The 12,202-nt window shown below is 74.2% G+C and carries 14 protein-coding genes; 3 read left to right on the forward strand and 11 right to left on the reverse strand.

Features of this window, described 5'->3' with window-relative positions; translation table 11 throughout:
- Positions 1 to 16: 16 nt before the first annotated feature.
- Positions 17 to 856 (forward strand): MEDS domain-containing protein, encoded by an 840-nt coding sequence (locus ACZ6O5_RS14100; RefSeq protein ID WP_465977196.1) that lies wholly within the window; start codon positions 17 to 19, stop codon positions 854 to 856.
- 91 nt (positions 857 to 947) lie between these two features.
- Here ACZ6O5_RS14100 and ACZ6O5_RS14105 read toward each other — a convergent pair whose 3' ends face one another.
- The 7 genes from ACZ6O5_RS14105 to ACZ6O5_RS14135 form a co-directional block, all read right to left on the reverse strand.
- A complete protein-coding gene (locus tag ACZ6O5_RS14105; RefSeq protein ID WP_465977198.1) occupies positions 948 to 1,577 on the reverse strand; it encodes an MBL fold metallo-hydrolase in 630 nt (209 codons plus the stop codon).
- Positions 1,574 to 2,662 carry an S-(hydroxymethyl)mycothiol dehydrogenase gene (locus ACZ6O5_RS14110; protein ID WP_465977200.1) on the reverse strand — a complete coding sequence of 363 codons (1,089 nt, stop codon included), beginning with the start codon at positions 2,660 to 2,662 and terminating at the stop codon, positions 1,574 to 1,576. Before ACZ6O5_RS14110 ends, ACZ6O5_RS14105 begins: the two co-directional genes overlap by 4 nt.
- A gap of 123 nt (positions 2,663 to 2,785) precedes the next feature.
- Entirely contained in the window at positions 2,786 to 4,063 is a 1,278-nt protein-coding gene (locus tag ACZ6O5_RS14115; RefSeq protein ID WP_465977202.1) for an MFS transporter, read from the reverse strand.
- The gene (locus tag ACZ6O5_RS14120; protein ID WP_465977204.1) at positions 4,060 to 4,713 is read right to left on the reverse strand and encodes a GntR family transcriptional regulator; all 654 of its coding nucleotides are present in this window, start codon (positions 4,711 to 4,713) and stop codon (positions 4,060 to 4,062) included. Before ACZ6O5_RS14120 ends, ACZ6O5_RS14115 begins: the two co-directional genes overlap by 4 nt.
- A gap of 78 nt (positions 4,714 to 4,791) precedes the next feature.
- Positions 4,792 to 5,643, reverse strand: a complete 852-nt coding sequence (locus ACZ6O5_RS14125) for an alpha/beta fold hydrolase (RefSeq protein ID WP_465977206.1) — start codon at positions 5,641 to 5,643, stop codon at positions 4,792 to 4,794.
- Complete coding sequence (locus ACZ6O5_RS14130) at positions 5,640 to 6,635, reverse strand: SDR family NAD(P)-dependent oxidoreductase (RefSeq protein WP_465977208.1); 996 nt, start codon at positions 6,633 to 6,635, stop codon at positions 5,640 to 5,642. Before ACZ6O5_RS14130 ends, ACZ6O5_RS14125 begins: the two co-directional genes overlap by 4 nt.
- Positions 6,628 to 8,127 (reverse strand): flavin-containing monooxygenase, encoded by a 1,500-nt coding sequence (locus ACZ6O5_RS14135; protein WP_465977210.1) that lies wholly within the window; start codon positions 8,125 to 8,127, stop codon positions 6,628 to 6,630. The genes ACZ6O5_RS14130 and ACZ6O5_RS14135 overlap by 8 nt, the downstream gene beginning before the upstream one ends.
- A 112-nt stretch (positions 8,128 to 8,239) precedes the next feature.
- On the opposite strand from ACZ6O5_RS14135, the gene ACZ6O5_RS14140 reads away from it, so the two are divergent.
- Positions 8,240 to 8,908, forward strand: coding sequence for a TetR/AcrR family transcriptional regulator (locus tag ACZ6O5_RS14140; protein WP_465977212.1), 669 nt, complete (start codon positions 8,240 to 8,242; stop codon positions 8,906 to 8,908).
- Positions 8,909 to 8,923: 15 nt separating this feature from the next.
- Here ACZ6O5_RS14140 and ACZ6O5_RS14145 read toward each other — a convergent pair whose 3' ends face one another.
- Both ACZ6O5_RS14145 and ACZ6O5_RS14150 read right to left on the reverse strand, forming a co-directional pair.
- On the reverse strand, positions 8,924 to 9,379 hold the full coding sequence (locus ACZ6O5_RS14145) for a hypothetical protein (RefSeq protein WP_465977214.1): 456 nt from the start codon (positions 9,377 to 9,379) through the stop codon (positions 8,924 to 8,926).
- Entirely contained in the window at positions 9,379 to 9,855 is a 477-nt protein-coding gene (locus tag ACZ6O5_RS14150; protein ID WP_465977216.1) for a hypothetical protein, read from the reverse strand. Before ACZ6O5_RS14150 ends, ACZ6O5_RS14145 begins: the two co-directional genes overlap by 1 nt.
- Positions 9,856 to 9,899: 44 nt before the next feature.
- Here ACZ6O5_RS14150 and ACZ6O5_RS14155 point away from each other — a divergent pair, with 44 nt between their 5' ends.
- Positions 9,900 to 10,895, forward strand: coding sequence for a helix-turn-helix transcriptional regulator (locus ACZ6O5_RS14155; protein WP_465977218.1), 996 nt, complete (start codon positions 9,900 to 9,902; stop codon positions 10,893 to 10,895).
- Between the two features lie 88 nt (positions 10,896 to 10,983).
- Here the strand turns inward: ACZ6O5_RS14155 and ACZ6O5_RS14160 are convergent, their stop codons facing one another.
- Positions 10,984 to 11,568 carry an AAA family ATPase gene (locus ACZ6O5_RS14160; RefSeq protein WP_465977220.1) on the reverse strand — a complete coding sequence of 195 codons (585 nt, stop codon included), beginning with the start codon at positions 11,566 to 11,568 and terminating at the stop codon, positions 10,984 to 10,986.
- A gap of 47 nt (positions 11,569 to 11,615) precedes the next feature.
- The coding region (locus tag ACZ6O5_RS14165) for an oligopeptide/dipeptide ABC transporter ATP-binding protein (protein WP_465977222.1) at positions 11,616 to 12,202 on the reverse strand (587 nt) is incomplete at its 5' end.

Here is a 12,202-nt window from a genome sequence, read left to right on the forward strand (position 1 = left end):
CGGGAAGGCCCGCACCGTGACTGCTACGACCGTGGTCGACCAGGTCGACCTGGGCGATCACGTCTGCTGGATCCACGACGACGACAGCGACGCGCTGGAGGCCGTCGGTCGCTTCGCCGCAGCCGGTCTCCGCCGCGGCCACAAGGTGGTCTGTTTCACCGAGATGTCGACGCCCCAGGCGGTCCGCCTGCGGGTCGACGCCGTCGGGGTCCCCACCGAGACCGCCGTGGCGGCCGGGCAGCTGCGGATCCTGCCCGCCCTGGACGCGTTCCCGGGCGCCGGGCGACCCACCCCGGCCGCCCTGGCCGACACGGTCCGCCGCGAGGTCGACCGGGCCCGGCACGAGGGCTACCCGGGGGTACGCCTCAGCGGCGACATGGCGTGGGTGCTGCGGTCCGGCGTCAGCCTGGACGAGCTGCGACGCTACGAGCAGGCGCTGGCCCCGCTCTTTCCCGACGGCCGGGTCGCCGGCCTGTGTCTGTACGACCGCCGACGCTTCCCCGCCGAGCAGCTCCGCCTGCTCACCGCGGCCCACCCGGGCACCGCCGGGCCGCTCACGCCGCGCACCTGGTCGCCGCTGCTGCGTGCCTACCGGACCGGCGATCCGCCCGGGTTACGGCTGGTGGGACAGGTGGACCGCAGCAACCGTGACGCGTTCGTGGCGCTGCTGGACGAGCTGACCGCCCCGGCCGGCCCGGCCCCGGTGCTGGATCTGACGGAGTTGAGCTTCGCCGACGCCGGCGCGGCCACCGAGCTGGCGCGGGCCGGCCGGGCCAGCCGCACCGGCATCCGGCTGGTGGGATGCCGGCCGGCGCTGGACCGGCTGCTGCGCGTGTTGGACGGCGTGCCGGCCTGAACGCCGCCACCGGCGCACCGCCCGCCTGGACGAGCGGTACCGGTGGCCATGACCCGATGCGCCGGTGGTCGAGGCCGGGCGGGCGGGGTGCTCAGTGACCGCGCGCGATCCACTCGTCCAGGTGCGGCGCCTCCGCGCCGACGGTGGTGTCGTCGCCGTGCCCGGTGTGCACCACCGTCGCCGGCGGCAGCGTGAGCAGCCGGGTGCGGATCGACTCGACGATGAGCCCGAAGTCGCTGTACGACCGGCCGGTCGCGCCCGGCCCGCCGGCGAAGAGCGTGTCGCCGGTGAAGACCACGCCCAGTTCCGGGGCGTACAGGCTGCATGCTCCCGGGCTGTGCCCGGGCGTGTGCAGGACCCGCAGCGTGGCGCCGCCGACGGTGACGGTCTGCCCGTCGGTGAGGTCGCCGTCCGGCGGTGTGTCCGGGTGGACCTGGTCCCACAGCACCCGGTCGGCGGGGTGCAGCAGCACCGGCGCCCCGGTGACGCGGGCCAGTTCGGGGGCGACCCGGACGTGGTCGTCGTGGGCGTGGGTGGCCAGCACCGCGAGCACCCGCCGGTCGCCGACCACCTTGCGGATGGCGGCCACGTCGTGCGGCGCGTCGACCACCACGCACTCGTGGTCGTCGCCGATCACCCACACGTTGTTGTCGACGTCGAACGTCTGCCCGTCCAGCGAGAACGTCCCGGACGTGACGGTGTGGTCCACGTGCGCGGTCACGGGAAGACCACCACCGAGCGGAGCACGTCGCCGTGGTGCATCCGGGCGAACGCGTCCTCGACCTGGTCGAGAGCGATCTCCTCGGTGACGAACGCGTCCAGGTCGAGCCGGCCCTGACGGTAGAGCTCGGTGAGCATCGGGAAGTCGCGGCTGGGCAGGCAGTCGCCGTACCAGCTCGACTTGAGCGCGCCACCGCGACCGAACACGTCGAGCAGCGGCAACTCCAGCGTCATCTCCGGGGTCGGCACGCCGACCAGCACGACGGTGCCGGCGAGGTCGCGTGCGTAGAACGCCTGCTTCCAGGTCTCCGGCCGGCCGACCGCGTCGATCACCACGTCGGCGCCGAACCCGCCGGTGAACGCGCGGATCGCCTCGACCGGGTCGTCCTCGGAGGCGTTGACGGTGTGGGTGGCGCCGAACTTCCGCGCCCAGTCGAGCTTGCGGGAGTCGGTGTCGACCGCGACGATCGTCGTCGCGCCGGCCAGCGCCGCGCCGGCCACCGCCGCGTCGCCGACACCGCCGCAGCCGATCACCGCGACGGAGTCGCCCCGGGTCACGTTGCCGGTGTTCATGGCCGCGCCGAGACCGGCCATGACGCCGCAGCCGAGCAGGCCGACGGCGGCGGGCCGCGCGGACGGGTCGACCTTGGTGCACTGGCCGGCGTGCACGAGCGTCTTCTCGGCGAACGCGCCGATGCCCAGCGCGGGCGTCAGCTCGGTGCCGTCGGTGAGCGTCATCTTCTGCGCCGCGTTGTGGGTGGCGAAGCAGTACCAGGGACGGCCGCGCCGGCAGGCCCGGCACTGCCCGCACACGGCCCGCCAGTTGAGCACCACGAAGTCGCCGGGGGCCACGTCGGTGACGCCGTCGCCCACCTGCTCGACGACGCCGGCGGCCTCGTGACCGAGCAGGAACGGGTAGTCGTCGTTGATGCCGCCCTCGCGGTAGTGCAGGTCGGTGTGGCAGACGCCGCAGGACTGGACGCGGACCACCGCCTCACCCGGCCCCGGGTCGGGCACCACGATGGTGGTGACCTCCACCGGCGCGCCCTTGCGCCGCGACACGACTCCCCGGACTTCCTGACTCACGGCAGTTCTCCTTCGTTCTCGGTCCCCCACCGAACCTACCGCCGATCATGACCGTCGGCGCGACGCAAGCCGGTTGACGTGTGTCCGCTGGGCGGATTGTCCGGCGGCGGGTCGCCGGCCCGTTCAGGCCGGCACCACCACCGGCATCCGTTCGTCGGCCAACCGGCGGCGGGCGGCGTTGCGGTAGCGCAGCACCTGCACCGCCCCGAGCGCCCAGAGCAGGTACTGCACCGCGAACGCCCACCGGAACGCGGACAGCGGCGGGGTGTCCCGGCCGGTCGGGGTCGCCAGGTCGAGCACCACGCCGATGGCCAGAATCAGCAGGATGGAGGCGACGAACCCGCCGACGTTGACGATGCCGGTGGCGCTGCCGATGCGGTGCACCGGGTTGAACGTCCGGGCGTAGTCGAAGCCGATCACCGAGCCGGGGCCGTTGACCGCGAGCACCACGACCAGCACGACCAGCAGCGCGTGCGGGGCGCGGCCGGGCCAGAGCAGCACCACCGCCCAGACCGCGGCGGTGGCGGCGGTGATGCCGAAGACCAGCACCGAGCGGTGGAACGGGTGCCGGGCGCACAGGTGCGCGACCACCGGTCCGCAGACCAGCGTCACCACGGTCATCAGGGTGAGCAGCCCGGCCGCGGCGGTCGGCGTGAAGCCCTGCCCCTGCACCAGGAACGGGTAGCCCCAGAGCAGCGCGAACACCGAGCCGGAGAACTGGGCGACGAAGTGCGTCCACAGGCCCAGCCGGGTGCCGGGCTGCGCCCACGCGTCGGCGAGCTGCCGGCGTACCGCCGCCGGGCCGGGCGCCGGCGCGGCGACGTGCGCGGCGTGCGGGGTGTCCCGGACCACGACGAGGACCAGCAGCAGCACGGTGCCGCCGAGCGCCGCCGCGGTCAGGAACGCCGGGGCCCAGCCCGCGTGGTGCAGCAGCGCCACCAGGGGTACGGCGCCGAGCACCGCGCCGAGTTGGCCGATGGTGCCGGTGAGCTGCACCAGCAGCGGGTTGCGCCGGCCCGGGAACCAGAACGCCACGATCCGCAGCACGCTGATGAACGTCATCGCGTCCCCGAGACCGACAAGCACCCGGGCGGCGACCGCGAGGCGGACGTCGGCGGCGACCGCGAACACGAACTGCCCGGCGACCATGAGCGCGCCGCCGGCCAGCAGCAGCCGGCGTGACCCGTAGCGGTCCAGCAGCACCCCGACCGGGATCTGCATCGCCGCGTAGACGGCGAGCTGGGCCACCGAGAAGGTGGCCAGCGCGGCGGCGTTGATGCCGAAGCGGTCCGCCGCGTCGACCCCGGTGACGCCGAGCGAGCTGCGGTGGAACACGGCGGCCACGTACGCGGTCACGGCCACCGCGTAGATCAGCGCGGCGGGTCGGCGGGCGACGGTCACCGGAGCGTCCCGAGCATGGCGGCGGCGGAGTCGATGTGCCCGGCCACCGCGTCGCGCCACACCGCCGGGTCGTCGCCGTCGAGCGCGGCGAGCTGGGCGGCGTGCTCGGCGAGGGCGACCTCGGCCCAGCCGGGCGAGAGCCGGAAGCCGGCCTCGCCCATCCGCAGTTGCCGGTCACGCAGCCGGTGGTACAGCTCGGCCAGGATCTCGTTGCCGGCGGCCTCCACGACCGCCGCGTGGAAGGCCCGGTCGGCGGCCATCAGGGCGGTGAGGTCCCCGGCGGCGTGCGCCCGGCGCATCTCGTCGAGCCGGTCGGCCAGCGCGCCGCGGAGCGCGGCACGGCGCGGCCACACCCGCTCGGCGGCGTGCAGCTCCACCAGGCGGCGGGCCTCGATCACGTCGGCGGTCTCCCGGGCCGACACCGGCCGGATCAGCGCGCCGCGTTTCGGGTAGAGCTTGACCAGGCCCTCCGACTCCAGCCGCAGCAGCGCCTCCCGGACCGGGGTACGCGACACCCCGGTCGCCTCCGCGATCTCCCCCTCGCTCACCAGTTGGCCGCCGGGGTAGACCTGCTCCAGCACGGCGCGCTTGAGATGGCGGTAGGCCCGCTCGGCCGCGGACAGGCCGGTCCCGGTGCTGGGATACGTCATGTATCTATGATGTGCCGGGCCGCTCGGGAGCCCCCGGCGGCGTGCCGGATGGTGGCCTGGACCACGTCGGGCGGGGCGTCACCCGCCGGGCGACGCCCAGAAGTCGCGCAGCAGCGCCGCCACCTCGACGGTCCGCTCGATCTGCGGCATGTGCCCGGTGTCGCGGAACAGGTGGCTGCGCGCCCCGGGCAGCCGGGCCCGGGCGTACGCCAGGTGCGCGGCCGGCAGGATCAGGTCCCGCTCGCCCCAGACCAACAGCGTGGGCAGGTCGAGCGCGGCCACCGCGTCGAGCAGCTCGGCGCGCCAGCGAGGGCGTACCCCGCGCCATGTCCCCAGGTCGCGGACCAGCTCCCGCATCACCCGGGCCGCGTGCGGCTGCCGGGCCACCGCGAGCGCGGTGGCGATCCGCTCCTCGGTGACGTGGGCCGGGTCGACGAAGATGGCGCGCTCGGTGCGGCGGACGATCGCCGGGTGCGGGCGCAGCAGCAGCCGCGCCAGCGGGGGCACCGCCAGCAGCCGCAGCGCCACGGTCACCTCCCGGCCGAAGCCGGCGCTGTTGAGAAGTGCCAGGCCGGCCGCCCGGTGCGGCGCGTCGGCGGCCAGGCGCATGGCCACCGCCCCGCCGAGCGAGTTGCCGACCAGTTGGGCCGGGCCGGTGACCCCGGCGGCGTCGAGAAACCCGGCGACCGCGCCGGCCAGGGCGGGCAGCGTGTGCGGTCCGGGCAGCGGCGCGGAGCCGCCGTGGCCGGGCAGGTCCACGGCGAGCACACGGTGGTCGCGGGCCAGCGCGGCGTGCAGCGCGGTGAAGTCGTCGAGGGTACGGCCGATGCCGTGCAACAGCACCACCGGCGGCCCGTCGCCGGTGGTGCGGCAGCGCATCCGCAGACCGGCCACGGTGTGCGCGTCGGCCGGTGGTAGCCCGACCGTCACGCCAGGCGTCCCGGCTCCCGCCCGGCCGCGCCGTCGGGGACCGACCCGGCCGCGTCGGCGGCACCGGTCGAGACGGCCGCGTCGGCGGCACCGGTCGGGATGGCCGCGTCATCCGCACCGACCGGCGGGGCGGTCGGTGCCGGTCGGGGCGCGGGCACCCGGGCGGGTCGCGGGCGCATGCCCAGGGCCAGCACCCGGCCGAACCCGGCGGGGGCGATGCGGCCGAGCAGGTCGGGCAGCTTGGCCGACCAGCCGATCAGCACCCGGCCGCGCCGCCGCTGCGCGCCGCGCAGGATGACCTCGGCGGCGACGGCCGGGTCGATGGTCAACAGCTTCTCGAACTGCCGGCGGCCGACGTCGTACTCCTCCGGGGAGACGCCGCTGCCCACCCGCGCGCTGGCGACGATGCGGGTCCGGATGCCGCCCGGGTGCACCGAGGTGACGCCGATCCCGTCGTCGACCAGCTCGTGCCGCAGCGCCTCGGTGAACCCGCGCACGGCGAACTTGCTGGCCGCGTACGCGGTCTGCCCCGGCGGGGCGATGAGACCGAAGAGGCTGGACACGTTGACCAGGTGGGAGCCCGGCTCCGCCTTGAGCGAGGGCAGCAGCGCGTGGGTCAGCCGCACCACGGCCCGAAAGTTGATCTCAATGACCCAGAGGAACTCGTCCAGCGTGACCTGGTCGAACCGGCCGCCCAACGCGACGCCGGCGTTGTTGATCAGCAGCCGGATCCGGGGATGCGAGTGGTGGATCTCCGCGGCGACCCGGTCGGTGGCCTCGGCGTCGGCGAGGTCGACCACGTAGGTGTGGATCTCCCGGTCCAGGTGCCGGGCCCGGATCGACGCGACCACCGCGGCCAGCCCGTCGGCGTCCCGGTCGAGCAGGACCAGGTCGGTGCCGCGCCGGGCCAGGCCGTCGGCCAGCGCCGCGCCGATGCCGCTGGCCGCGCCGGTGACGACCGCGGTGCCGCCGGGAAAGTCGAGATCACGCATCGGTACCTCCGGAGGCGGCCACGACCGCGGGGGCCGGCACGCCGGCACGGGCGAACCGGACGCCGTCGGTCAGCGGCCCGTGCCGCATCAGGCGTACGTCGCGAGGATAGTTCTGGTGCAGCCGCCACGGCGCGCGCGGGCCCTGCTTCGGCAACTGGTCGACCGCGCGCAGCACGTACCCGGACCGGAGGTCGATGATCGGCACGAGATCGTCGGTGTCCGGGACGAGCGGGGTCACGATCTGCTGGCCGGTGTCGTCGAGGTGGCGCAGCAGCCGGCAGACGTACGTGGCGACCAGGTCGGCCTTCAGCGTCCAGGACGCGTTGGTGTAGCCGATCGTCATGGCGAAGTTCGGCACGCCGGAGAGCATCATGCCCTTGTAGGCGATGGTGGCGGCGAGGTCGACGTCGACACCGTCGACGGTCAGCGTCATGCCGCCGAGCGCCAGCAGGTTGAGGCCGGTGGCGGTGACCACGACGTCGGCCGGCAACTCGTCGCCGGAGGCGAGCCGCAGGCCGCGCTCGGTGAACGTGTCGATGGTGTCGGTGACCACCGACGCCCGGCCCTCGGCCAGCGCGGTGAACAGGTCGCCGTCCGGCACCACGCACAGCCGCTGGTCCCACGGGTCGTAGCGGGGCGAGAAGTGCCTGTCGACGTCGTACCCGACCGGCAGTCGACCCTTCGCGGCGCGGCGCAGGAACCGCTTCACCAGGCCGGGCGCCCGGCGGCTGAGCTGGAAGTTCGCCACCCCCAGCGTGACGTTCTTCCAGCGCGCCACCGCGTACGCGGTGCGCGGGGGCAGCCAGCGCCGCGCGGCCTCGGCGAGCCTGTCGCGCGACGGCAGCGCGATGACGTACGTCGGGGAGCGCTGGAGCATGGTGACGTGGGCGGCCCGCTCGGCCATGGCCGGGACCAGGGTCACCGCGGTGGCGCCGCTGCCGATCACCACCACCCGCTTGCCGGCGAAGTCGAGCCGCTGCGGCCAGTGCTGCGGGTGCACCAGCGTGCCGGTGTACCGCTCGACGCCCGGCAGCGGGGGCGTGTAGCCCTCGTCGTAGCGGTAGTAACCGGAGTTGGTGAACAGGAAGCCGCAGGTGATCGTGGTGTCCTCGCCGGTGTCGTCGCGGCGGGCGTGCACGGTCCAGCGGGCGGTGGCGCTGTCCCACTCGGCGCGGGTGACCCGGTGGTGGAAGCGGATGTGCCGTTCCACGTCGTGCTCGCGGGCGGTCTGCCGGACGTACCGGCGGATCGACTCACCGTCGGCGATCGCCTTCGGGTCGGTCCACGGCTTGAACGAGTAGCCGAGCGTGTACATGTCCGAGTCGGAGCGGACGCCCGGGTAGCGGAACAGGTCCCAGGTGCCGCCGATGGCGCCCCGGGCCTCCAACACCGCGTAGGTCTTGCCGGGGCACTCGCGTCCGAGGTGGACGGCGGCGCCGATGCCGGACAGGCCGGCGCCGACGATGAGAACGTCGACGTGGTCGGAGGCCATGGCTTCTCCCGTTCTCCCCCGGTGACCGGACCCTATCCACCGCCCCGGACCCCGGTCAACACCCTGTCGAGTCCGATCGACAGGGTGTTGAGCGGGTGTAGCATCGGCCGACATGACCACCGCCCGGACGCCGACCGGCGCCACGCCGAACCGTGGGCGGCGGGCCGGCCGCTCCACCGGCGACGACCGGGAGGTGGCGATCCTGGCCACCGCCGAGCGGCTGCTGCGGGAGCGCGCGTTCGGCGACATTTCCATCGACGACCTGGCGCGGGGCGCCGGCATCTCCCGGCCCACGTTCTACTTCTACTTCCCGTCCAAGGACGCGGTGCTGCTCACCCTGCTCGACCGGGTCACCGAGGAGGCCGACGCCGCCGCCGGCGACGTGCTGGACCGGCTCGCCGAGGATCCGCGCGCCCGGTGGCGGGAGCTGATCGCCCGGTTCCACGCCACCTTCGGCGGTCACCGCGACGTGGTGCTCGCCTGCGCCCAGGTGCGCGGGACCAACGCCGAGGTCCGGCGGCTCTGGGCCGAGGTGCTGGAACGCTGGGTCCGCGCGGTGCAGACCGCGATCGAGATGGAACGCGTGCGCGGCGCGGCCCCGGACGGTCTGCCCGCCCGGGACCTGTCCATCGCGTTGAACTCGATGAACGAGCGGGTCTGGTACGCGACGTTCGCCGGCGACGGCCCGGCGGTGGCCGAGCGGGACGTGGTCGACGTGCTGCTCGACGTCTGGCTGACCGCGATCTACCGCACCACCACGCCCCCGGTCGGGCCGGCCTGAGCCGCGGTGTGCGCACTAGCGCCGCCGGGCGAACTCCATGATCCAGTTGGTTTCCCAGGTGCGCTCGCCGTCGGTGGAGAACGCCTGCTCCCAGCGGCAGGAGGCGGGGGTGATCGCCGACCAGATGAACCGGCAGCGCACCGGCCGTCCCTCGTCGGAGTCGTCGGCGTGGAACGTGCCGACGCCGTCGGTGAACCGGCCCACCACCGGCGGCAGCTCCAGCACCCCGCGGCGGCTGTTCATCCAGTAGATCGACCAGAGGCCGGTCGCCGGGTCGAGGAGCCGCACGGTGGAGCCGGAGAAGCCCCGGCTCGGGCAGCGCATCTCGTCGAAACTGCCGGCGCCGTCGAAGAACGACCGCGCCTCGCTGACGCCGGCGAACTCGTCCCAGTCGTCGCTGCCCACGTGGCGCTCGCGCAGCCGCCGGTTGGTCACGTCCCAGGCGCCGACGAGGAAGTCGAAGTCGCCCATCAGCGTCCCACCGGCCCTTCGTCGCGGGTGTCGGCCAGGTAGCCGGCCAGGTCGGGTTCGTCCGGCGAGAGCAGGTGCCGGACCCAGGCGGCGCGCTCGTGCTCCAGCACGCCCAGCTCCCAGACGCAGCCGACGCCGGGCCGCGTCAGGTCGACGAAGTGTGCCGGGTCGTCGTCCGGGCAGGCCAGCGCCGGTTGCCCGGCGATCGCGATGTGGCACTCGACGACGTTGTCGAAGAACCAGCTGTACGCCAGCAGGTACGCGCCGGTGTCCGTGCCCCGGTGCAGCACGGTCCAGCTCACCGGCGGCGTGGTGCCGTCCGGGTCGGGCAGCAACGCCGGCAGGTACGCGTACGCGGCGGTGACCACCTCCGGTTCGAGGCGGCGTTCGGGCTGGTCGATGTGGTAGCGCTTGACGTGCCGGCCGGCGACCTCGACGGTCCCCGGCACGGTCAGCTCCTTGTCGTGGAAGGCCATGCGCGGACGGTAGGGCCACTTCCCTGACAGCTAGTGTCAGCGGAATGCGGGCCAGTCGACTCCTGTCCATCCTGTTGCTGCTCCAGGCGCACGGCCGGCTCACCGCCGCCGACCTGGCCGCCCGGCTCGACGTGTCGGCGCGCACGGTCTACCGGGACGTCGAGGCGCTGCACGCGGCCGGCATCCCGCTGTACGGCGAGGCCGGGCACGCCGGCGGCTACCGGCTCGTCGACGGTTGGCGGACCCGGCTGACCGGGCTCACCGCCGAGGAGGCCGACCGGCTGCTCTTCGCCGGGCTGCCCGGGCCGGCCGCCGAGCTGGGCTACCAGTCGGTCGCGGCGGCCGTGCAGCTCAAACTGCGGGCCGCGCTTCCCGCCCCGCTGGCCGACCGGGCCGCCCGGCTGGAGCAACGGTTCCACCTGGACACCCCGGGCTGGTACTCCGACGGGGACCCGTCGCCGCACCTGGCCGCCGTGGCCGAGGCGGTGTGGCGGGAACACCGGATCCGGGTCCGCTACCGGAGCTGGCGCGAGGAGGTGACCCGGGTGCTGGAGCCGTACGGCCTGGTGCTCAAGGGTGGCCGCTGGTATGTGGTCGCGGCCCGCCCGGATCGTGCCCGGCCGGCCACCTACCGGATCAACCAGATCCTCGACCTCGCCCCGCTGGACGAGCCGTTCGAGCGGCCGGAGTTCGACCTGCCGGAATGGTGGCGGGCGCACGTGGTCGCGTTCCGGGCCGGGCTGCACCGGGACGAGGCCCACATCCGGCTCTCCCCGCGCGGGCGGGAGCGGTTGCGCGAGATCGGCAGCGACGTGGTGGTCGCCGCCGCCGAGGCGAGCGCCGGCCCGCCCGACGCGGCGGGCTGGGTGCGGGCCGTGATCCCCATCGAGTCGCTCACCCACGCGCACGGCGACCTGCTGCGGCTCGGCGCCGACGTGGAGGTCCTCTCCCCCGCCGACCTGCGCGCCAGCCTGGCCGGGACCGCCGCCGCGCTGGCCGCCCTCTACTCCCCGGCCGCCCCCGCTCCGGTCGCCCGTTGACCAAGGAGTTCGCGTCCGGGGTCGAGGCCGACCGTGACCCGAACTCCTTGGTCAACCTTGGTCCCCGAAGGCGGACGCGGCCCGCCGTCTAGGCTCGGGGGCGGGTAGACCCGGCTCGCGGCGCGTCGCGTAACGCCTCGGCCAACAGGTCGTAGGTCTCCTGGATCGCCCCCGCCGCGCTCGACACCACAAGCGTCCCCGGGCGCAGGCGGACCACGTCCATCAGGCGGTCGTACATGGACCCGAGCATCACGGGCCCGCCACTCCGCTCGATGAGACGGTGGTGGTGCAGGATCCACGGGTCGGCACTGCCCCGGGCCCGGCGGCCGAACCGTTCGATCGCCGCCTCCCGGTCGTCGAGTAGGACGACCTCGCGAAACGTCGCGCCGTGCCGACGCGCGAGCGCCTCGACCTCGGTGATCTCGTCCACCGTGGCGAGGTACTGCGGGAGGAAGACGTCGTGCCCGCCCGCGAGGTGGGTCTCCGCCATCGCCCGCACCAGCGCCCACCCCATCGGCCACGTGTCGATCGCGTCATCCTGCCACCCGCCGACCAGACGTTGGACGGTGTCGACGTCGAGGTGCAGGACGCCGGGATTCCGGTCGGCGTGGAGCGCCGACAGGGTGGACTTGCCGATCCCGGGCGGGCCGTTCAGATGGACGAGCCGTGCCACCCCGCGTCACCCCCGTCCCGGCTGCCTCTGCGCGTCATCGTTGCATGTCAGGTGCCCACGTCGGTCGAGACGGTGATCGGGCCGCTCTCCGGGTGGTGGCAGGCGGTGAGTTGGGTGCCGCCGTCGCGGGTGGTCAGTGCGGGTGTCTCGGTGGCGCAGCGGTCGGTGGCTTTCCAGCAGCGGGTGCGGAAGCGGCAGCCCGATGGCGGGTTGAGGGGGGTGGGGACGTCGCCGGTGAGACGGATCCGGCCGGCGGGGCCGAGCGTGGTGACGTCCGGGATGGCCGACAGCAGCGCCCGGGTGTAGGGGTGCTGCGGCCGGGTGTAGATGGCGTCGCGGTCACCGATCTCGACGATTCTGCCCAGGTACATGACCGCGACGCGGTGGCAGAAGTGACGGATCACCGCGAGGTCGTGGGCGATGAACACGAACGCCAGGTCCAGGTCGCGTTGCAGGCCGCGCAGCAGATTGATGACCTGCGCCTGGATGGAGACGTCGAGAGCGGAGACCGGCTCGTCGGCGACGATCAGCTTCGGTTTCAACGCGAGGGCGCGGGCGATACCGACGCGTTGACGTTGCCCACCGGAGAACTCGTGCGGATACCTGTTGTAGTGCTCCGGGTTCAGCCCGACCA

The sequence above is a fragment of the Micromonospora sp. NPDC049201 genome (assembly GCF_055586805.1).

Excerpts from the sequence above, each read along its gene's own strand:
- ACZ6O5_RS14120 (WP_465977204.1), bottom strand. The coding sequence starts at position 4,713 with ATGACGTATCCCAGCACCGGGACCGGCCTGTCCGCGGCCGAGCGGGCC.
- ACZ6O5_RS14130 (WP_465977208.1), bottom strand. The coding sequence starts at position 6,635 with ATGCGTGATCTCGACTTTCCCGGCGGCACCGCGGTCGTCACCGGCGCG.
- ACZ6O5_RS14135 (WP_465977210.1), bottom strand. The coding sequence starts at position 8,127 with ATGGCCTCCGACCACGTCGACGTTCTCATCGTCGGCGCCGGCCTGTCC.
- ACZ6O5_RS14140 (WP_465977212.1), top strand. The coding sequence starts at position 8,240 with ATGACCACCGCCCGGACGCCGACCGGCGCCACGCCGAACCGTGGGCGG.
- ACZ6O5_RS14145 (WP_465977214.1), bottom strand. The coding sequence starts at position 9,379 with ATGGGCGACTTCGACTTCCTCGTCGGCGCCTGGGACGTGACCAACCGG.
- ACZ6O5_RS14150 (WP_465977216.1), bottom strand. The coding sequence starts at position 9,855 with ATGGCCTTCCACGACAAGGAGCTGACCGTGCCGGGGACCGTCGAGGTC.
- ACZ6O5_RS14155 (WP_465977218.1), top strand. The coding sequence starts at position 9,900 with ATGCGGGCCAGTCGACTCCTGTCCATCCTGTTGCTGCTCCAGGCGCAC.